The 19,235-nt window shown below is 57.8% G+C and carries 19 protein-coding genes and 1 tRNA gene; 9 read left to right on the top strand and 11 right to left on the bottom strand.

Going from position 1 to position 19,235, the window contains the following annotated elements; translation table 11 throughout:
• Window positions 1-68: 68 nt before the first annotated feature.
• The 9 genes from gyrB to mutM all read right to left on the bottom strand — a co-directional run bounded on the left by gyrB (window position 69) and on the right by mutM (window position 10,047).
• Complete coding sequence (gene gyrB / locus WDB88_RS03425; RefSeq protein WP_339108798.1) at window positions 69-2,519, bottom strand: DNA topoisomerase (ATP-hydrolyzing) subunit B; 2,451 nt, start codon at window positions 2,517-2,519, stop codon at window positions 69-71.
• A 104-nt stretch (window positions 2,520-2,623) separates the two neighbouring features.
• Window positions 2,624-3,244, bottom strand: coding sequence for a LysE family translocator (locus WDB88_RS03420; protein ID WP_339108797.1), 621 nt, complete (start codon window positions 3,242-3,244; stop codon window positions 2,624-2,626).
• Window positions 3,241-3,672: a VOC family protein gene (locus WDB88_RS03415; RefSeq protein ID WP_339108796.1), complete on the bottom strand. Its 432-nt coding sequence runs from the start codon at window positions 3,670-3,672 to the stop codon at window positions 3,241-3,243. Before WDB88_RS03415 ends, WDB88_RS03420 begins: the two co-directional genes overlap by 4 nt.
• On the bottom strand, window positions 3,669-4,724 hold the full coding sequence (recF, locus tag WDB88_RS03410) for a DNA replication/repair protein RecF (RefSeq protein ID WP_339108795.1): 1,056 nt from the start codon (window positions 4,722-4,724) through the stop codon (window positions 3,669-3,671). Before recF ends, WDB88_RS03415 begins: the two co-directional genes overlap by 4 nt.
• A 27-nt stretch (window positions 4,725-4,751) precedes the next feature.
• Entirely contained in the window at window positions 4,752-5,870 is a 1,119-nt protein-coding gene (gene dnaN, locus WDB88_RS03405; protein ID WP_339108794.1) for a DNA polymerase III subunit beta, read from the bottom strand.
• 127 nt (window positions 5,871-5,997) lie between these two features.
• Window positions 5,998-7,395, bottom strand: coding sequence for a chromosomal replication initiator protein DnaA (gene dnaA / locus WDB88_RS03400; RefSeq protein ID WP_339109460.1), 1,398 nt, complete (start codon window positions 7,393-7,395; stop codon window positions 5,998-6,000).
• Between the two features lie 481 nt (window positions 7,396-7,876).
• Entirely contained in the window at window positions 7,877-8,143 is a 267-nt protein-coding gene (gene rpsT, locus WDB88_RS03395; RefSeq protein WP_339108793.1) for a 30S ribosomal protein S20, read from the bottom strand.
• 196 nt (window positions 8,144-8,339) lie between these two features.
• A complete protein-coding gene (locus tag WDB88_RS03390; protein ID WP_339108792.1) occupies window positions 8,340-9,116 on the bottom strand; it encodes an enoyl-CoA hydratase in 777 nt (258 codons plus the stop codon).
• 85 nt (window positions 9,117-9,201) lie between these two features.
• A complete protein-coding gene (gene mutM, locus WDB88_RS03385) occupies window positions 9,202-10,047 on the bottom strand; it encodes a bifunctional DNA-formamidopyrimidine glycosylase/DNA-(apurinic or apyrimidinic site) lyase (protein WP_339108791.1) in 846 nt (281 codons plus the stop codon).
• 86 nt (window positions 10,048-10,133) lie between these two features.
• Here mutM and ubiE point away from each other — a divergent pair, with 86 nt between their 5' ends.
• The gene (gene ubiE, locus WDB88_RS03380) at window positions 10,134-10,886 is read left to right on the top strand and encodes a bifunctional demethylmenaquinone methyltransferase/2-methoxy-6-polyprenyl-1,4-benzoquinol methylase UbiE (protein ID WP_339108790.1); all 753 of its coding nucleotides are present in this window, start codon (window positions 10,134-10,136) and stop codon (window positions 10,884-10,886) included.
• A 1-nt stretch (window position 10,887) separates the two neighbouring features.
• Entirely contained in the window at window positions 10,888-12,417 is a 1,530-nt protein-coding gene (ubiB, locus tag WDB88_RS03375; RefSeq protein WP_339108789.1) for a 2-polyprenylphenol 6-hydroxylase, read from the top strand.
• Here ubiB and WDB88_RS03370 read toward each other — a convergent pair whose 3' ends face one another.
• Together WDB88_RS03370 and WDB88_RS03365 are read right to left on the bottom strand one after the other, a co-directional pair.
• The gene (locus WDB88_RS03370) at window positions 12,418-13,086 is read right to left on the bottom strand and encodes a flagellar hook capping FlgD N-terminal domain-containing protein (RefSeq protein ID WP_339108788.1); all 669 of its coding nucleotides are present in this window, start codon (window positions 13,084-13,086) and stop codon (window positions 12,418-12,420) included.
• Window positions 13,087-13,099: 13 nt separating this feature from the next.
• On the bottom strand, window positions 13,100-15,127 hold the full coding sequence (locus WDB88_RS03365) for a flagellar hook-length control protein FliK (RefSeq protein ID WP_339108787.1): 2,028 nt from the start codon (window positions 15,125-15,127) through the stop codon (window positions 13,100-13,102).
• A gap of 110 nt (window positions 15,128-15,237) precedes the next feature.
• Between WDB88_RS03365 and WDB88_RS03360 the strand changes: the two genes are divergently transcribed.
• The 7 genes from WDB88_RS03360 (at window position 15,238) to WDB88_RS03330 (ending at window position 19,168) form a co-directional block, all read left to right on the top strand.
• Complete coding sequence (locus WDB88_RS03360; protein ID WP_339108786.1) at window positions 15,238-15,543, top strand: rod-binding protein; 306 nt, start codon at window positions 15,238-15,240, stop codon at window positions 15,541-15,543.
• Window positions 15,536-15,880, top strand: coding sequence for a hypothetical protein (locus WDB88_RS03355; protein WP_339108785.1), 345 nt, complete (start codon window positions 15,536-15,538; stop codon window positions 15,878-15,880). Before WDB88_RS03360 ends, WDB88_RS03355 begins: the two co-directional genes overlap by 8 nt.
• A 225-nt stretch (window positions 15,881-16,105) precedes the next feature.
• On the top strand, window positions 16,106-16,993 hold the full coding sequence (locus tag WDB88_RS03350; protein WP_339108784.1) for a flagellin: 888 nt from the start codon (window positions 16,106-16,108) through the stop codon (window positions 16,991-16,993).
• A 23-nt stretch (window positions 16,994-17,016) separates the two neighbouring features.
• Entirely contained in the window at window positions 17,017-17,460 is a 444-nt protein-coding gene (gene flaF / locus WDB88_RS03345) for a flagellar biosynthesis regulator FlaF (protein ID WP_339108783.1), read from the top strand.
• Window positions 17,457-17,861 (top strand): flagellar biosynthesis repressor FlbT, encoded by a 405-nt coding sequence (gene flbT, locus WDB88_RS03340; protein ID WP_339108782.1) that lies wholly within the window; start codon window positions 17,457-17,459, stop codon window positions 17,859-17,861. The genes flaF and flbT overlap by 4 nt, the downstream gene beginning before the upstream one ends.
• Window positions 17,858-18,670: a DUF1217 domain-containing protein gene (locus tag WDB88_RS03335; protein ID WP_339108781.1), complete on the top strand. Its 813-nt coding sequence runs from the start codon at window positions 17,858-17,860 to the stop codon at window positions 18,668-18,670. Before flbT ends, WDB88_RS03335 begins: the two co-directional genes overlap by 4 nt.
• 422 nt (window positions 18,671-19,092) lie before the next feature.
• Window positions 19,093-19,168 (top strand) — tRNA-Ala (locus tag WDB88_RS03330).
• Window positions 19,169-19,235: the final 67 nt, after the last annotated feature.

Raw genomic sequence — 19,235 nt, 5'->3', positions numbered from 1 at the left:
AGGGCCGGATCTTCCGGCCCTTCCCTTTGAGAACACCAAAAAAGCGGCCCCGAGAGGCCGCTTTTTATTTAGAAATCAAGGTTTTCAACGTTCAGCGCGTTTTGCTGGATAAAGTCGCGGCGGGGTTCGACCACATCGCCCATCAGCTTGGTGAAGATGTCATCGGCCTCGGCCACATCATCCACTTTCACCTGCAACAGCGTCCGCGCCGAGGGATCCAGCGTGGTTTCCCAAAGCTGCTCGGGGTTCATCTCGCCCAAGCCTTTATAGCGCTGCAAGGACAGACCTTTTTCGCCCTCTTGCAGGATCGCGTTCAGAAGTTCCAGCGGGCCGTGGATCAGCTGGTGACGGTCCTTGCGGTGCAGGCGGGCGGGCTTGCCATAGATGTCCTGCAGCGCCTTCGTATGCGCGCCAAGGCGGCGGCTTTCACCGGCGCGCATGACCTGACCATCCAGCGTGCGGACCTCTTCGACACCGCGCAGAATGCGGGTCAGGCGCAGCCCGTGATCTTGGGTCTGACGGCCTTGCCAGCCACGCTCGTATTCCAGCGCGACCAGATCCAGACGGGCGGCCACAGCATCCGCCGTGCCCTGCGCGTCATTATCCAGCACGCCCGGCACCATCGCACCGGCGATTGCGGCCTGTTCAAGGATGTGGCGCGGGTAAAGCGTCGGGAAGGTGCCAAGGATACGCTTGATCACGCGAGCCTCTTCGACCACACGCTGCAGGTCATTGCCGACGATCTCTTCGCCCGTGCCCAGCTTCAGCACAGCCCCCTCAACCCCTTGGGCAATCAGATAATCTTCCAGCGCGTTCTGGTCCTTGAGGTAAACCTCGGACTTGCCGCGTGCGACCTTATACAGCGGCGGCTGCGCGATATAGAGATAGCCGCGTTCGATCAGTTCCGGCATCTGGCGGAAGAAGAAGGTCAGCAGCAGGGTGCGGATATGGGCGCCGTCGACATCCGCATCGGTCATGATGATGATCTTGTGATAGCGCAGCTTGTCGATGTTGAATTCATCGCGGCCAATGCCGGTGCCAAGCGCAGTGATCAGCGTCCCGATCTGGTCCGACGACAGCATCCGGTCAAACCGCGCGCGTTCCACGTTGAGGATCTTACCACGCAGCGGCAGCACCGCCTGATTTTTCCGCTCGCGCCCCTGTTTGGCCGAACCACCTGCGGAATCCCCCTCGACGAGGAAGACTTCGGACAGAGCGGGGTCTTTTTCCTGACAATCCGCCAGTTTCCCCGGAAGCGAGGCGACATCCATCGCCGTCTTGCGCCGCGTCAGCTCGCGCGCTTTGCGGGCGGCTTCACGGGCAAGGGCTGCCTCGATGATCTTGCCAACGATCTGCTTGGCCTCGGCGGGATGCTCTTCGAACCATTCGCCCAGCTTCTCGTTCACGAGGTTCTCGACCGCAGGCCGGACCTCGGAGGAGACCAGCTTATCCTTGGTCTGGCTGGAGAATTTCGGGTCCGGCACTTTCACCGACAGCACGCAGGTCAGGCCTTCGCGGGCGTCATCGCCGGTAAAGTTGACCTTTTCCTTTTTGGCGATGCCAGACGACTGCGCGTAATTGTTGATGGTGCGGGTCAGCGCGCCACGGAAGCCCGCCATATGGGTGCCGCCATCGCGCTGGGGGATGTTGTTGGTAAAGGGCAGCACGGTCTCGTGGTAGCTGTCATTCCACCACAGCGCGACCTCGACGCCAATGCCGTTCACCTCACCGATCATATAGACAGGGCTATCCATCACAGCGGTCTTCGAGCGGTCGAGATATTTCACGAATTCCCGCACGCCACCGTCATAATGCAGTTCGGACTTCAGCGGCTCGGCGGGGCGCTCGTCTTCGACGATGATCCGCACGCCGGAATTCAGGAAGGCCAGCTCGCGCAGGCGTTTTTCCAGCGTTTCAAAGCTGTAATCGAGGTTCGAGAAGGTGCCCTCGGGGTCGGTTTCCTTGTTCGACGCAAGGAAGCGCACCTCGGTGCCGCGGCCGCCGACCTCTTCGCCCACGACATGGACATGCTCGACGCATTCGCCCTTTTCGAAACGGGCCTTATAGATCTTGTCATCGCGCCAGACGGTCAGCTCCAGCCAGTCGGAAAGCGCGTTCACCACCGACACGCCCACACCATGCAGACCGCCCGAAACCTTATAGGCATTGCCGTCGGTATCGGTGTTGTTGAACTTACCGCCCGCATGCAGCTGGGTCATGATGACCTCGGCCGCCGAGACGCCCTCTTCATGGTGCATATCGACCGGAATCCCGCGCCCGTTATCGCGCACCGAAACCGAGCTATCGGCGTGGATTTTCACATGCACATAGTCGGCATAATTGGCCAGAGCCTCGTCGATGCCGTTATCGACGACCTCATAGACCATGTGATGCAGGCCCGACCCGTCATCCGTATCCCCGATATACATGCCGGGGCGTTTCCGCACAGCTTCCAACCCCTTCAAAACCTTGATGGAATCGGCGCCATATTCGGATTTCTTGACGTGTTCTTCGGTCATGCCTGCTCGTCCTTATTTACGTGCATGATTTATAGAAGTTTCGGGCCACAATGTCACGCCTTAGCCTCAAGTTTCGGGGCTTTCTTACGGGGGATGCAGGGGCTTCAGAGAAAGGCGATCACGATGGCGACGACAATCATCAGGCTGCCGGCAATGCGGTTCAGGCGGGCCATTGCCCGAGGGCTCGAAAGCAGCCTGCGCACCTGCCCGACACAGGCCGCGAGGATCAGATTGCCGATCATGGGAACAAGGGCCGATAACAGCGCGATGGCGGCCACATCCAGCGCCGTAAGCGCATCAAGCGTAAAAAAGCCCGGCACGACGCCCATATAGAACAGGATCGCTTTCGGGTTGCCCAGAATGGCGACGATCCCCACAAGGAAGCCCGCCCAGCGGCCGGGTCGGGTGAGAGTACTGTTTTTCGAGATGCCTGCCTTGGCATGGCGGATCATCAGGCAGCCCATAACGCCAAACATCCCCACCGCCACCCAGCGCAGGATGTCGAGAAAGCCGGTGACATGGCCCACCACCCAACTCATGCCGACAAGGGCAAGGATGGACCAGAAGGCGTCGCCCAACGCCACACCCAGCGCCAGCGGCCATGCGGCGGCAAACCCGCCCGAAACCGTGCGCGCCAGCATGGCCAGCCAGACGGGGCCGGGCGTCAGGAAGACCACCAGAAGCGCCCCCGAATAGAACAGGGCCTGTTGCAGGGTGATGCTCATGCAGGCAGTCTCAGGCTGCCATCGGCCTCAAGCGGCCAGAAGGGATTCATCGCGATTTCCCAGACATGGCCATCGGGGTCGGCCCAATAGCCGGAATAGCCGCCCCAGAAGACCTTTTCGGGGTGTTTGAGGGCGGTCGCACCTGCGGCCAAAGCGGCGGCGAAGGCCGCATCCACATCCGCCTCTGTGTCGAAATTCTGGGCCAAAGTGACCGCGCCCGTGCCCAAGGAGGCGCCCTCGCGGCCCTGATCCTTGGCCAGATCATCGCGCCCGAAGAGTGCAAGCCCCTGACCATGCATCTGATAGAAGGCCACGCCCTCCTGCTGCGCGGCAGGCACCCAGCCAAGACGCGCGTAAAAGGCGCAGGACGCGGCAAGGTCTGCCACGCCCAAGGTGATCAGCGTGACGCGCTGCAGGGGGTAGGTCATGGCACTTCCTCCAGAATCGAGGTCGCGGCATCCTCCGAGACCTGCAAATACTGCCCACGCGGGCCCAAAGCGTCAAACAGCGCGCGCTCGGTGCCCGTCATGAAGACCTGCGCCTTCAGCGCACAGATTTCATCGTAAAGCGCCGCACGGCGGGCAGGGTCCAGATGGGCCGAGACCTCATCCAGCAAAACGATGGCCGTCGCTCCCTCGATGGCACGGGCATTGGCCAGCACCAAAGACAGCAAAAGCGCCTTCTGCTCGCCCGTCGAGACCTGATCGGCTGGCATGGATTTGGCGCTATAGATCGCCTGAAGATCGGCGCGATGCGGGCCTTCCAGCGTGCGTCCGGCAGCCATATCGCGGCGGCGGGTTTCGGCCCAGTAAGCCGGAAGATCCCCGACATCATCGCCAGTAATCGACAGATCGGCGGCAGGAAAGGCCGTTTGCGCCGCGTCCTGGGCCTGCGCGATACGAGCCAGCGCGGCGGTCCGCGCGCCACGGATATCGGCTGCGGCCTCGGCCATACGGGCCTCAAGCACCTGATACCAATGGGCATCCCCTGCCCCGTCTTTCAACAGACGATTGCGTTCGCGCATGGCCTTTTCATAGGCCAGACTGGCTTCGGCATGATCGGGAAAGAACGACAGGGTGATCCGGTCCAGAAAACGACGCCGTCCTTCGGGGGCCTCGATCCACAGACGGTCCATCGCGGGCACCAGCCACTGGATACGCACAAGCCGCCCCAAGGCCGTCTGCGGCACAAGTTTCCCATCCACCCGCACCTGACGCGGCTGGGCGGGGGCGGCTTCTGTCAGGATATCGTGACCGGAAAGCTGCGCGGTGACCTTCCAGCCGACAGCCTCTGCGCGGCGCATCAGGTCAGGGGCCTGCGCACGGCGCAGCCCACGGCCCGGAGACAGCAGAGAAATGGCCTCGAGAATATTGGTCTTGCCCGCCCCGTTGGCCCCGAAAATCGCGACAGGGCGTGTATCAGGGGTCAGAACGGCACGACGATGCGACCGGAACTGATAGAGGCTCAGGTCCGATAGCATCGCGGGAATTCTTGAAAAACGCGGATCTTACACACGCATCGGCATGACGACATAGACCGCCGATGTATCGCCACCTTCGCGCATCAGGGTCGGGTCGCCCGAGGAATTGAACAGGAAGACGGCATTCTCGCGGTCGACCTGATTGGCGATTTCCAGCAGGTATTTCGCGTTGAACCCGATTTCCAGACGCTCGTCGGCATAGGCCACGACCAGCTCTTCCTCGGCGGCACCGGCATCGGGGGCATTGACCGACAGCACCAGCTTATCGGCATCCAGCGTCAGCTTCACCGCACGCGAACGTTCCGACGACACAGTCGCCACACGGTCCACCGCCTTGGCGAATTCGCTCGCATCCACTTCTAGACGGCGGGTATTGCCCATCGGGATGACGCGCGTGTAATCGGGGAAGGTGCCATCGATGACCTTGGAGGTCAGCGTGATGCGCGGCGTGGCGAAACGCACCTTGGTTTCCGAGACAGACACCTCGATCGGGGTCTCTTCATCATCCAGCAATTTGCGCAGTTCGCCCACGGTCTTACGCGGCACGATCACCCCCGGCATGCCCTCGGCACCCGCAGGAAGCGGCGCATCGATACGGGCAAGACGGTGACCATCGGTCGCCACGGCGCGCAGCATCTGGCCTTCTTCGGCGGTGGCCACATGCAGATAGACGCCGTTCAGATAATAGCGGGTCTCTTCGGTGGAGATCGCGAAACGCGACTTCTCGAACAGGCGCTTCAGCTCGCCCGCCTTGGCGGTGAAATTCGCGGTGTAATCCGAGCTGGCCATCACGGGGAAATCCTCGCGCGGCAGCGTCGCCAGCGTGAAACTCGACCGGCCCGCCTCGATCACCAGACGCCCAGACGCCGGATCATCCATCAAGGTCACCAGCGCCCCATCGGGAAGTTTGCGCACGATTTCATGCAGCATCACGGCAGAAACGGTCGTAGCACCCGCCTTTTCGACCTGCGCGGGAGCACGGTCAACCACCTCGATATCGAGATCGGTCGCACGGAAAGAGATCGTGCTTCCCTCGGCCTCGATCAGCACATTGGCCAGAATCGGGATCGTGTTACGGCGCTCGACAACCGATTGCGCTTGCGCGACGGCTTTCAACAGCTCTGCGCGTTCGATGCTGATCTTCATTTCAATCCCTCACGGCTGTCCGGACCGTGACGTTACCATCTAAGACACCGGACACAAGATTTTTTGCGACAATCACTCGCAAAGCCCGACAGGTCAAGAGACCCGCCCGTTTTCCCGCAGATTTTGCTTAGTTTTCCAGAAGACGGCGCAGAAGATCGATATCCTCGGCCAGCTGGCGGTCATCGCCCTTCAGCTCTTCGATCTTGCGGATACCATGCATGATGGTCGTGTGATCACGGCCACCGAACCGACGCCCGATATCGGGCAGCGAGCGGGTGGTCAGCTGCTTGGACAGATACATCGCCACCTGACGCGGACGTGCGATGGTGCGCACGCGCTTCGGCCCGATCATATCGGCCAAGCGGACGTTATAATGTTCGGCCACTTTGCGCTGGATCTCTTCGATGGTGACCTTGCGGTCCGAGGTGCGCAGGATATCGGTCAGACATTCCTGAGCCAGATCCAGCGTGATCTCGCGGCCCACCAGCGAGGCGAAGGCGAACAGACGGGTCAGTGCGCCTTCCAGCACGCGCACGTTGGTCGAGATGCGATGCGCGAGGAATTCCAGCACGCCATCGGCAATCATCAGGCCCGGATATTGCAGGCGGTAGTTTTCGGTCTTGGTCTGCAGGATACCAAGGCGGAGTTCGTAATCGGTCGGGTGCAGGTCAACCACAAGGCCGCATTGCAGGCGCGATTTGATCCGCTCTTCCAGTTCCTTGATCTCGCCCGGCGCGCGGTCGGCGGAAATCACGATCTGCTTGCCCTGATCGACCAGCGCGTTGAACGTGTGGAAGAATTCTTCCTGGGTCGAATCCTTGCCCGCGATGAATTGCACGTCATCCACCATCAGCACATCGACCGAGCGGAACATCTCCTTGAAATCCATGATCTGACGCTCGCGCAGGGCCTGCACGAAACGATACATGAATTGCTCGGCCGAGAGATAGAGCACGCGCAGATCGGGGCGCTTGGTCTGGAGCTCATGGGCGATGGCATGCATCAGGTGCGTCTTACCAAGACCGACGCCACCGTAAAGGAACAGCGGGTTGAAGGTCACCACGCCGCCTTCGGCCACACGACGGGCCGCGGCATGGGCCAGCTCGTTCGGCTTGCCGACCACGAATGTGTCGAAGGTAAAGCGCTGATCCAGCGGTGCACCGGGAAGATCATCGTCCTGCGTCTGGGCAAGACGCGGCTTGATCGAGGCAATACGGGGCGAATTGCTGACAGTGGTGGCCTGCGCAACAGGATTGGCGGAATTGGCCGGACGGATCATCGGTGCCGTGGACACGCGCAGATCGATACGTTCGACAATGATCCCGAATTTGCGCAGCTCGTTCTGGATCGCTTCGGAAAAGTTCCGCTGGACCCAGTCACGCATGAATTTCGTCGGTGCTTCAAAGGCAGCGATGCCGTCTTCGACTTCAATGACCTTTAGCGGTGCAATCCAGGTGAGGAAGTTGTTCTTCCCAACGCTTTTCTGGAGTTCATCACAGACCCGCCCCCAAGTATCTTCGGTCATCATTCTTGCCCATTTTTATCACACCATTAGACCAACCTCTCTCGGAAAATACGACCCAACACGCCAAACACATTTTGGCGCGTGGTGCATTTTCTGCACTTAGGACAAAGCTACCCGGCCCGCTAACGCAGACTTCGACAGAGTCGAAATGTGGGAGGTGGCAGTCCTCCAGCATCGGAATCGCATCTTTCCAGCCTGTATCGTCCGGTTGTTATCCTTGTCGTGGCAGACGTTATTGTCCGGTCCGGCTAGGTTAAGATGCGTCAGTCCCCCGAGGCGACGTTGATCGCTCAGTGAAACTACCCCGCCCCGCTAACGAGTCGCAACAGAACTTCACGCTTGACTCCTGATTGCGTGAATCGAATCTTCCATAAAGATGTCATGTTGCATTTCGGACATATCATGACCTTGAAAACATTATGAAAAACAAAAAAGGCGCCAGAAATGGCGCCTTTTTATCTTGTCTTGAAAAGGGAATCGCTTAGGCGTTCAGGGCCTTCACGCGTGCCGCCAGACGGGACACTTTACGCGAGGCGGTGTTCTTGTGAACCACGCCTTTGACAACGCCACGCATCAGTTCCGGTTGCGCCACTTTCAGAGCTTCCTGAGCCGCTGCGTAGTCGCCCGAAGCAATAGCTTCCTCGACTTTACGGATGAAGGTACGGATGCGCGAACGACGGGCTTTGTTGATGTCGTTGCGACGCTCGTTCTGACGTGCGCGCTTTTTGGACTGGAGCGTATTTGCCATGTGTGTTTCCACTTTCGGGTTTGTTACAATATCTGTTGCACGACAAAACCCGGGCACACCAGTGAACCGGTCGATTCTAGCCTAAGCGGGCTCCACGCGCATGTGAAGGCTGCCTATAAGGCAATTCTGTCCGCTTGGGAAGCCCCAAATGCAAAGCCGGACCCAGAGGCCCGGCTTCAGGAACGAATGGCCGCTCTTATTTGTCGCGGAATTGCGGCTCGCGCTTTTCAAGGAAGGCCGCCATGCCCTCTTTCTGGTCTTCCGTTGCAAAGAGCGCGTGGAACATGCGTTTTTCGAACAGAAGCCCTTCACGCAGCGTGGTTTCGTAAGAGCGGTTGACCGCCTCTTTGACAACCATTGCGGAAATCTGGGATTTTTCGGCGATCTTGGCTGCGGCGGCCATCGCTTCGGAAACCAGTTTGGCGGCAGGCACCACGCGGCTGACCAGCCCTGAACGCTCGGCTTCTTCGGCATCCATGAAGCGCCCCGTCAGATGCATGTCCATCGCTTTGGATTTGCCGACGAAACGGGTCAGACGCTGGGTGCCGCCGATACCGGCGCAAATGCCGAGATTGATCTCGGGCTGACCGAATTTCGCATTATCGGCACAGATAATGAAGTCGCACATCATGGCCAATTCGCAGCCGCCGCCCAAGGCATAGCCGGACACGGCCGCAATCACCGGCTTGCGGGTGCGCAGGAAATCCTCGGTCGTATCGCCGAAGAAATCGGCCTTGAACATGCCGACGAAGCCCTTCTCGGACATTTCTTTGATATCGGCACCGGCGGCAAAGGCCTTCTCGGAGCCGGTGATGACAATGGCGCGGACCTTGTCATTCGCGTCAAGGCTCGACAGCGCGTCGCCCAGCTCCCCCAGCAGAACGGAGTTCAGCGCATTCAGCGCCTCCGGTCGGTTCAGCCGGACGAGGGCAACATTATCTTCGATCTCGACGATCAGCGTCTGGTAGGCCATGTGGCAGCGCCTTTCCTTTTCATCAGATCGAAGTCCTAACAAAACCGGCCCATATATCAAGTCAACTCTCACGCCCGTGATGGGTTCAGCGCTGGCAATGCGCACAATAAAAGCTGGATCGCCCCGATTGCACGATACGGAGCACAGGCTGCCCGCAACTGCGGCAGGGCTGCCCCTCGCGGCCATAAACCTTGAACCGGTGTTGGAAATATCCAAGCTCCCCATCCGCCTGCCGGTGGTCGCGCAGCGATGAGCCGCCCGCGTCGATCGCCTCTGCCAGAACCTCGCGGATGATTGCGACAAGAGGCCGCAGCCGCTTCTCGGCAATCTGGCGCCCCTGACGGCGCGGATCTATGCCTGCGCGGAACAGAACCTCGCAGACATAGATATTGCCAAGCCCCGCGACAATCGCCTGATCCAGCAAGAGCGTCTTGATCGGGCTGGCCCGTCCGCGCAGCTTGGTCGTCAGGTAATCCTCGCTCAGCTGGTTGCTGAAGGGCTCCGGCCCCAGTTTTTCCAGCAACCAATAGCTATCCTCGGCCTCGGTCGGAAACAGATCCATCGCCCCGAAGCGCCGTGCATCGTTGAAGGTGACGCGCCCGCCGCCCTCCATATGGAAGACGATATGGTCGTGTTTCTGGGGCGTCGGGTGGTCGATGACAAAGTCACCCAAAGCCACGCCCGAGACCAGCATCCGCCCCGACATGCCGAGATGGATCAGCAGCGTCTCGCCACGGTCCAGATCGGCAAGGATATATTTCGACCGCCGACGCAACCGCAGCACCCGTGCGCCGGTCAGCCGCGCGGCCATATTCTCGGGCAGCGGCCAGCGCAGATCCGGACGATTCACCTCGGCCTTTTCAATTATGCGGCCTTCCATTGCAGGCAGAAGTCCGCGTCGGACAGTCTCTACTTCGGGAAGTTCGGGCATTGTGATCCCCCTCGCGCATTGTCACTTCTGAAACCGCCCCTATAAGAAGGGATAGATCAGACGAACCTCAAGGGGCCACGGGACAGATGACCGCAGAGCAAAGCAAAACGACCCATTTCGGCTTTCAGACCGTGGATGAAAGCCAGAAGGCCGGAATGGTGCATGGCGTATTTTCGCGCGTGGCGTCGAAATACGATATCATGAACGACCTGATGAGCATGGGCATCCACCGTATCTGGAAGGATGCGATGATGGACTGGCTTGCGCCGCGCCCGGGTCAGAAGCTGTTGGATGTGGCGGGCGGCACCGGCGATGTGGCCTTCCGTTTCCTTGGCCGCGCGCCGGGGGCCACGGCAACCGTCTGCGATATGACCGAATCGATGCTGATCGAGGGCCAGAAACGCGCCGAGGCCGAGGATATGGCCGAGCGTCTGGACTGGATCGTGGGCGATGCGATGGCCCTGCCCTTCGAGGATAACGCCTTTGATGTCTACACGATTTCCTTTGGCATCCGCAATGTGACCCGCGTTCAGGAGGCACTGAACGAAGCCTATCGCGTCCTCAAACCCGGCGGTCGCCTGATGGTGCTGGAATTCAGCCAGATCCCCAATGACCTGATGCAGAAGGTCTATGATCTCTATTCCTTCAACATCATTCCGGTCATGGGGCAGATCGTGGCCAATGACCGCGACAGCTATCAATATCTGGTCGAATCGATCCGCAAATTCCCCGATCAGGACACCTTCCTGTCGATGATCCGCAAGGCGGGCTTCGAACAGGCCAGCTATCGCAACCTGACTATGGGCATTGCGGCGCTGCATTCGGGCTGGAAGATCTGAGATGCGGGGGCCGATCAATATCTGGCGCCTGATCCGTACGGGTGCGACCTTTATCCGCTCGCGCGCCATGCATACCGTGCTGGAGGCGATGGATGCGCCGCCACGTCTGCGGGCAGCGGCCTATGCGATTTCGGCTCCTTTTGCGTGGCTTGGTTATAAAGGGGATCCAAACCTCCCCCCGGTCACGCGGGCGATCACGGCGCTTGGACCCGCATATATCAAGTTCGGCCAGATCCTTTCGACACGCGCCGACGTTGTCGGGCCGGAAATGGCCGCCCAACTGCGTGTGTTGCAAGACCGTCTGCCGCCGTTTTCGACCGCGCTGGCAAAGCGGACAATCGAGGAAGAGTTCGAGCGCCCGATTTCCGAGATGTTTGCAGAATTTTCCGAGCCGGTAGCGGCCGCGTCGATTGCGCAGGTCCATCAGGCAACGTTGCTGCGTAATGGCGAGAAAGTGGCGGTCAAAGTCCTGCGTCCCGGAATCGAAAAAGCTTTCCGCCGTGATCTGGATGCGTTTCATTTTGTGGCAAATTTCATCGAACGTTTTTCGCGCGCGTCGCGCCGTTTGCGTCCGACGGATGTGGTGAAGCATTTCGAACGCACCGTGATGGGCGAGCTGGATCTACGTATGGAAGCCGCGCGTGCGTCGCAATTTGCCGCCAATACGGCAGGTGATGCAGGCTTTTCGGTGCCCAAACCCATTTGGGATATGTCGAGCCGTCGTGTGATGGTGCTGGATTGGGCCGAAGGCGTGCCGATGGGCGACCCCGAAGCGATCAAGGCGGCAGGGCATGATCTGGTGGGTCTGTCGGAACGGATCTTGCAGCTTTTCCTAAGCCACGCGTTGCGCGACGGGTATTTCCACGGCGATATGCATCAGGGCAACCTGAAAGTTGCGCCAAACGGTGATATCGTCGCCTATGATTTCGGGATCATGGGGCAAATCGATGAATATACCCGCCGTGTCTATGCCGAGATCCTGATCGGGTTTATCCAGCGCGACTACCGTCGTGTGGCAGAGGTACATTTTGAAGCGGGATACGTGCCCGCAGATCGCGATGTGAACGAATTCGCACTGGCACTCCGTGCGGTGGGCGAGCCGATTTTCGGGATGGATGCGAGCCATATTTCTATGGCGCGACTTCTGGCCTATCTATTTGAAGTAACAGAACGTTTCGGGATGCCGACGCGGACGGAACTGATCTTGCTCCAGAGGTCTATGGTGGTTGCGGAAGGGGTGGCACGCTCGCTCAACCCGTCGCTGAATATGTGGCAGGCGGCCAAGCCTGCAGTCGAAACCTATATCCGCGAAAACCTTGGCCCCAAGGCTGCGTTGCAGGATGTACAACGGGCCGCAAAAGTCATTACGCGCTACAGCTCGCGCTTCCCCGACATGTTGAAAGCCTCGATCGAACGGCATTCCGAACCTCAGGATGCCGCCCCCGCCGATAAACCGCTGCACCCCGCCATTTGGGCAGGGATAGTTGCGGCGGTCTTTGTCGGGGGGGTGGCAATAGGCTTGATTGCCTGATCAGCTGGATGGCGTCCGGAGGCCGGTGATATCGGAACTGGAAACCGTTGCGCCAGAGGCCATGACCAGTTCCGTGCCGCTATCGGTGACGCGGGCCTCGACAATCCGCCCATAAGCCGGAGCCGTTTCGGTCGCGATCAGATCGCTGCCGGAATAGCTTTTCAGTTGGAAGCTATAATTGCCATATGCGGCCGTTGTGCCATCCGATTGCGTGCCGTCCCATTCTACAAAGTCATTGGTGATATCGACGGCACCGCTATAGACGGTGTTTCCATAGCTGTCTTTCACCGTCAGCACCGCAGAATCCGCACCGCTTGCCGGATCGGTTTCGACAACCACCGAGTTGCCGTAATAATAGACAGGCTCTTCCGTCTTGCCGTCCATACCCACCCAATTGGCCAGTTCGGAAATGCCCATCTGTCCGATCGAACCGGCAATCGTTTCCAGCAACTGATTGGTCTGAACCTGCTGCTCTACCCCCGAGAAGGTGGCGAGTTGCACAGCATAATCTGTACTGTCCATCGGGTTAAGCGGATCTTGGTTCTGCATCTGGACCGTGAGCATTTCAAGAAATGTCTGATAGTCCGTGCTTGCAAATGTATCCGCGCTCGCCGTGGTCGAACTGCTTGTCGACGTTGTCGAGGACGTCGCGCTTGTTACGGTTGTCATGAAAAATCCTCTGTCACATTCTGAGATCCAGCCCCCCCAGCAACGAGCCGGAGGTGCGTGAGGGATTAAGATCGTTTGAAACAGGTCCCATCGTGAACGCTGTCTGTGTCCCGCGTTCAGCACGGATACGGTCGACTTGCTCGGCAAGTTCTTGGGAGTTTTTCCCACCCTGCCCCTGATCGGTAAAATTCAGATTTACATCGGTATAGCCAAGCTCCCGCAGGTCGCGGCTGAGCATATCGGCATTGCGTCGCATCAGATCGAGGGTCTCGGGCCGGTCTGCATAGATCATGACGGACATGCCCTGATCGCTATGATGCAGGACCATGCGTACTTTCCCCAGCTCTTCAGGCGCAAGAGTGAGCTCGACCGAATCGTCCGAACTATTGCTCAATGCGCGGGTGAGTTGCTGCGAAATGTTGTGCGCCGTGGCTTGCTGTAATGCAGGTTGTGCGGTTGCGGGACCCGACGCCAGATGGGGCGTACTGGTGGCGGACAGGGTGAAGCGCAGTTGCTCGTCTTCCGTCGCCTCAGCCCCCTCTGGCGAGATCACCTGCATCTCTGCCGCTGCATTTTGCAGACTTGCCGGTGGCGCGGCCGTGGCGGCCGAGGCGCTGGTGACCGCGAAGGCGGTTTCAGGTTTGACGGTTGCCGGCGCGCCGGTCGTCATTGATGTCTGCACACTGTCGGCATGGGTTTGCTCGCGGATCTCCTTCCGGGCCGTAACATATTTTTCGGCCCCCATCTGCACGTGAGCCGCGGTTTGCATGGCAAGCGACGGCTGCGTAACGGCGGCTGTGCTGGCCTGTGCCTGCGGCGTCAGATCTGCCGTGCGAGCATCGATATCGCCTACCGCCTGCGAATCGCCCGTCGCTTGCGCAGCCTCTAACGCGACCTGCGGCGCGGTAGCGGGGCCGGCTGTCCGCATCGGAGCACCGGATTTGATCTTCACCTCCCCCTCGGGTGCTGCCTGGTCTGTTCCTGTCGAGGGCACCTGCGCAAGCTCGATACGTTCCGGCACCTCCAAAAGGGTCATCCCATCGGGAAGGGCGACGCTGCCGTCCTGCGGATTTTGAGCCGTAGCGAGTTGCGACGTAGCCTGGGCCGGGCTCGACATAACAGACAAAGAGGCTGCAGATTGCGAGATATGCGAAGCCTCGGTCGCGTGTCGTGGGAACGCGGCTGCGGTTCGAGATGCTTCCTGCATATCCTCTCCTTGCATAGCAGCGAAGGGCACGGTCTCGGACGCGGCTTTAACGTCCGAAAGTCGCGCGCGCCCCCCAGAGGCAGGATCATTCGCACTCTGCGCAGGAGCTTGGCGCACATCAGTGCTATCTGACGCGGCAATCGTCGCCTGCTTTTCGTGATGGGGAACGGACATATTCTGGAGCGGAGCGCTCTCTGGCTGCGTCAGAGCGACTGCCCTATCGTCGTCCCCAAACGCATTGGCAGGTTGTTGGTCCGCCCCTGAAACTGAGCCCAGCATGGACATCGTTTGCTCGGACGCGACCAGATCACTCTGCGTGGTCAGAGATGCGGCTTTCTGCGGCTCTGCCCCCTTTGGATCAGGGTCATTTTCCGCATTAAATGTCTTGGAAGGTGCCGCCTGTTTGACTTGCAGAACGGGCGCGGGGGCAATCACGTCACCGGACGGCGCGGCTTCCAAAGCGTCCGTATCTGCCGCATCTTCCGCCTGAGCGGGAAGAGCAGAAGAGGCCGGTTCTGCAATCTCTGTCTTTGGTTCGGGCAGCACTTGCGCAGAAGGCTCGGAGGCATCGCGCAACATTGGCTGGACATCGGTTCTGACCGCAGTCACGGTGCCATCCGCGCTTTGACTTTTGCCTTGCGCTAGAGTGGTCATATCTTTTGCACGCGCCCCTGCGGCCTCTGCCGGAGCACCGCCACCTTGGGCATATGCTGAAAATTCTGCGAAAAACTCGGAGCCGCCTTCTGTCTTTGCGGCCTGGGCCGAATCGGTGCCAGCTGCTTGTCCCTTTGCTGCAAAGGGGAACTGCGCTGCTAATGAGTCAAAACTGGTCATGATCCTCAAGACTTCTGCCTATGATGATCTGCATATTGCCTCAATGAGGTTACCGCTTCTTTACCGCAAGCTGGCAAAAAGGGGTGAATGCGAATGATGCGGAGAATCCCATGCAAGTCACACAGACAGGATTGCCCCTCTCTATAGAGAGTTCCCAGACGCCCCGTGCGGTCAGTGCTGAAACACAAGAGAAGATGCACAAAACGGCGCAGGCGCTGGAAGCGAGCTTTTTGTCCGAAATGCTGAAATATACCGGCCTGGGCGAAAATAAGTCTGAATTTTCAGGGGGAGTCGGTGAAGAACAATTCTCGTCTTTCCTGCGGGAAGAACAAGCCAAGGAGATGGCGAAGGCTGGTGGAATCGGCCTTGCCGAAACAATTTTCAATGCAATGCTGAAGAGGGCCCAGAATGGCTGAGAAAGATGATGCCGTGATTGAAGAGCTGATTGATCTTCTGCGAATCGAGCGTGACGTAATCCGGAAGGCAGAATTTGATGCGATGGCGGATATCGCCGCGCGCAAAGAATCGCTCCTGCTACAGGTGAAAGATATTCCAGCGCAAAAACTGCGGCGTGCACATGAGATGTCGCGGCAGAATCAGCGCCTGCTGTCGGCGGCACTGAAAGGGATACGGGCCGCGCAGATTCGTCTCTCGGCGATCCAGAAAGCGGCGCATAGTTTCGGAAGCTACGATAAATCTGGTCGTCCGCAGAGGATTGTTGGCACGCAGGGATCTATAGAGAAGCGCGCGTAAACCATTTTAATCAAATGCAATCTATCTAGGGCCGGCCACAGTGCCGGCCTTAGCATTTCGTTAGGGGAGATAGTGCAAATATGCCCCTGCATCCAGTGAATGGGTGGCGCGCTCCGGGAACCGGGACGCATGTGTCAGAAGGACCTGTGCACTCGCTCCGACAAGATGTCGGGCGGTTTATAGACACCTTCGCGCAAAAGCGCACATATCTGAGGACCCAAAACTATGTCCAGCATTCTGACCAACAATGGCGCAATGGTTGCACTTCAAACCCTGAAGTCGATCAACTCCTCGCTGAATGATACCCAGTCGGCCATCTCGACCGGTAAGGATATCAACTCGGCAAAAGATAACGCGTCCGTTTGGGCAATTTCGAAAGTGATGGAGTCGGATGTTGCCGGCTACAACGCAATCGAAGACTCCCTGTCTCTTGGCGAATCGACCGTTGCTGTTGCCTCCACCGGGGCAGAGCAGATTGTCGAAAAGCTCAAAGAGATCAAAGAGAAGGTTGTTTCGGCAACCGGCGAGAATGTCGATAATGACAAGATCTCGAGCGAAGTCGAAGAACTGAAGAGTCAGATCACCTCGATCATTGGTGCTTCGCAGTTCAACGGTGCGAACCTGCTCGACAGCTCGACGGTAACTACCGGTACTTCTGCTACCAACGGTATCACCGTCCTGTCATCGCTTGATCGCGACAATACCGGTAAAGTGACGGCATCGAATATCAGTGTCTCAGCCGCGGATTTCACCGATAAATTCACGACCAGTGGTATTACCGTCGGCACGGCTACCGGTGTGACGCTGGCTAACATTGATGTGACGACTTCGGCCAAAGCTGATGAGTCGTTGGCGATGATCGAGGCATTTATCGACACCGCAACGGCCGAAGCCGCTAAGTTGGGTGCATCGTCTGCCCGTATTACCGATCAGAAAGACTTCATCTCGAAGCTGTCTGACTCGGTGACCTCGGGGATCGGTTCGCTCGTCGACGCCGATATGGAAGAGACCTCTGCGCGTCTGCAGGCTCTGCAGGTTCAGCAGCAGCTGGGCACGCAAGCTCTGTCGATTGCCAATCAGGCGCCCCAACAGCTCCTGTCGCTGTTCCGTTAATGAGCATCTGAGGGGCGCAGCATATGCGCCCCTCAACCACCTGGCAAAATGCCGGGGTTTTAAACTTGCAGCCACAGGAAGGGCTTCTCGTGAACGCTTATGCTCAGGCCAAAACGGCCTATTCCACTCCAAATCAGGCTATTCGTACCGACCGAGATATCGAATACGAAGCCATCGCGCGCATAACAAGCCGTCTTCGCGGCGTGTTGGGCAAAGAGCTCGAAAAATTCCCGGATCTCGCTGACGCGGTTAATCGCAACCGCAAGCTCTGGAAAATTCTTGCGGAAGACGTTGCAACTTCAGGAAATGGTTTGCCTGACCTGCTGCGTGCACGGATTCTTTTCCTCCAAAAATTCACCGATGCGCATAGCTCGAAGGTTCTGGCGCGCAAGGCGTCGGTTGCCCCTCTCATCGAAATAAACACTGCCATCATGCGTGGCCTTCGACCGACTGGAGGCGCTAAGTGAGTGGTTTGGTTCTAAAACTCGCTCCCAAAGAGCGTGTCCTCATCAACGGTGCCGTGATCGAAAATGGTGACCGACGGTCTCGTCTGGCTATTATGACGCCCAATGCAAACATTTTGCGCCTGCGCGATGCCATCCATCCCGAAGAGGCAAATACGCCTGTGCGGCGTGTGTGCTATGTTGCCCAGCTCGTGCTCTCCGGAGATAACAATCCGGAAGAAACAAGAATGCAACTTCTGCGAGGTATTGAGCAACTGAGTCAGGTCCTCACGGATCACGACAGTCGTACGCAACTTGCAATCGCTACGAAATCTGTTCTTGAAGAACAGCATTATCAAGCGCTTAAAGCGCTGCGTAGCTTGCTTCCAAGGGAGGAGCGGCTTCTGGCCGCCGCACGCCAATGACCTATCAACCCATTGTCCCATTAAGCGGTTATGCAGGCTGGAAAGTCTTGACGCGGACAATGGAGACGCAGAAGGCAGCTTTTACTGCCTCTGCGACGGTTCAAAGTGATGAAGAATATTTCCGAGAAAACATCGGAAATATTTCTTCCGCAGAAGAATTGGTGTCTGACTACAAGCTATTGAAGGTTGCTCTTGGCGCTTTCGGTCTTGATGATGATATTCAGAACAAGTTCTTTATCAAGAAAGTTCTCGAAGAAGGCACAATTAGCGAGGATGCTTTTGCCAATAAGCTAACGGATAGTCGCTATTCCGACCTTGCAAGCGCATTCGGATTTGATTTTACGCCTCCGAATACAGCCCTGAGTAGCTTCTCGGATGAAATCCTAACGCAATACGAGGACCGCCAGTTTGAGTTGGCGGTTGGCGATAGTGATGAGACTTATCGATTTGCTCTCAATGTACAGCGTGAACTCCCAGAGTTAGCCGCAGAAGACGGATCTGAGAATACGAAATGGTACACAATTATTGGCAATGAAGCTCTCGCAACTGTCGTCCGGACTGGTTTGGGTTTACCAGAAAGCGTTGCTTCTCTCGATGTTGATCAACAGTTGACCGTTTATAAACAGAAAGCGCAGCAGGTTTTTGGTTCTGACGATGTATCTCAGTTCACAGACAGTGAAAATGTCGAAAAACTCATAAAATACTACCTGTTACGAGAGCAAGTAATGAATGGCAGTACCGCTACAAGCTCAAGTTCCATAGCCTTAACACTGCTTCAAAATGCATCGAGTTTTTCCGCGCGATTCTAAAATATATGATCTAATTCGGAATTATGTGAAGATCGGCTACACTGTGTGAGGAAGTTCCTTGAACTTAGTGGGAATTGTTTTCCACCACAAGCTTTAGGATGCTCATCAGAGAAGAACGGACAGCGCCGTATCTCATATGCGTGGGCGACTTCCACGTCAGTCACATGGAAAAGTGCCAAGGCGCGCCGCGCAAATGCGCTACGGTTCGCGACAGACATCCTCCGCACCTAGGTGATGCGGATTTTTTGCATACATTTGCTCCTTCAGAACTGACGCAGACTCTCAGTTACAGGGAGCAGTTTTGCGAGAGGCAGAATCAGTCGTACATTGTGTACAATTTAAAAAGCAGATCGACGATCTTTTTCTCTTGCTCCTACCGGAATTCCCCCCTAAGAGATGCTCAAGCAAAGCAATTTGCTGACGGGGCCTTAGCTCAGCTGGGAGAGCGCTTGCATGGCATGCAAGAGGTCAGGGGTTCGATCCCCCTAGGCTCCACCAAATATCATTGTGAAAAGCACCAGATAGTTCTGCCTTTCTTGTCAGAGGATTTGCCTCTGCCGCGCAG

This window comes from Thioclava sp. GXIMD4216, from assembly GCF_037949285.1.
GTDB lineage: Bacteria > Pseudomonadota > Alphaproteobacteria > Rhodobacterales > Rhodobacteraceae > Thioclava > Thioclava litoralis.
Note: the sequence above shows the minus strand (reverse complement) of the source record. Positions and strands in the feature narration are given on the sequence as shown.

What these genes read in the sequence shown, in the direction of transcription:
- gyrB (WP_339108798.1), bottom strand. Translation starts at nt 2,519, where the DNA reads ATGACCGAAGAACACGTCAAGAAATCCGAATATGGCGCCGATTCCATC.
- WDB88_RS03420 (WP_339108797.1), bottom strand. Translation starts at nt 3,244, where the DNA reads ATGAGCATCACCCTGCAACAGGCCCTGTTCTATTCGGGGGCGCTTCTG.
- WDB88_RS03415 (WP_339108796.1), bottom strand. Translation starts at nt 3,672, where the DNA reads ATGACCTACCCCCTGCAGCGCGTCACGCTGATCACCTTGGGCGTGGCA.
- recF (WP_339108795.1), bottom strand. Translation starts at nt 4,724, where the DNA reads ATGCTATCGGACCTGAGCCTCTATCAGTTCCGGTCGCATCGTCGTGCC.
- dnaN (WP_339108794.1), bottom strand. Translation starts at nt 5,870, where the DNA reads ATGAAGATCAGCATCGAACGCGCAGAGCTGTTGAAAGCCGTCGCGCAA.
- dnaA (WP_339109460.1), bottom strand. Translation starts at nt 7,395, where the DNA reads ATGACCGAAGATACTTGGGGGCGGGTCTGTGATGAACTCCAGAAAAGC.
- rpsT (WP_339108793.1), bottom strand. Translation starts at nt 8,143, where the DNA reads ATGGCAAATACGCTCCAGTCCAAAAAGCGCGCACGTCAGAACGAGCGT.
- WDB88_RS03390 (WP_339108792.1), bottom strand. Translation starts at nt 9,116, where the DNA reads ATGGCCTACCAGACGCTGATCGTCGAGATCGAAGATAATGTTGCCCTC.
- mutM (WP_339108791.1), bottom strand. Translation starts at nt 10,047, where the DNA reads ATGCCCGAACTTCCCGAAGTAGAGACTGTCCGACGCGGACTTCTGCCT.
- ubiE (WP_339108790.1), top strand. Translation starts at nt 10,134, where the DNA reads ATGACCGCAGAGCAAAGCAAAACGACCCATTTCGGCTTTCAGACCGTG.
- ubiB (WP_339108789.1), top strand. Translation starts at nt 10,888, where the DNA reads ATGCGGGGGCCGATCAATATCTGGCGCCTGATCCGTACGGGTGCGACC.
- WDB88_RS03370 (WP_339108788.1), bottom strand. Translation starts at nt 13,086, where the DNA reads ATGACAACCGTAACAAGCGCGACGTCCTCGACAACGTCGACAAGCAGT.
- WDB88_RS03365 (WP_339108787.1), bottom strand. Translation starts at nt 15,127, where the DNA reads ATGACCAGTTTTGACTCATTAGCAGCGCAGTTCCCCTTTGCAGCAAAG.
- WDB88_RS03360 (WP_339108786.1), top strand. Translation starts at nt 15,238, where the DNA reads ATGCAAGTCACACAGACAGGATTGCCCCTCTCTATAGAGAGTTCCCAG.
- WDB88_RS03355 (WP_339108785.1), top strand. Translation starts at nt 15,536, where the DNA reads ATGGCTGAGAAAGATGATGCCGTGATTGAAGAGCTGATTGATCTTCTG.
- WDB88_RS03350 (WP_339108784.1), top strand. Translation starts at nt 16,106, where the DNA reads ATGTCCAGCATTCTGACCAACAATGGCGCAATGGTTGCACTTCAAACC.
- flaF (WP_339108783.1), top strand. Translation starts at nt 17,017, where the DNA reads ATGCGCCCCTCAACCACCTGGCAAAATGCCGGGGTTTTAAACTTGCAG.
- WDB88_RS03335 (WP_339108781.1), top strand. Translation starts at nt 17,858, where the DNA reads ATGACCTATCAACCCATTGTCCCATTAAGCGGTTATGCAGGCTGGAAA.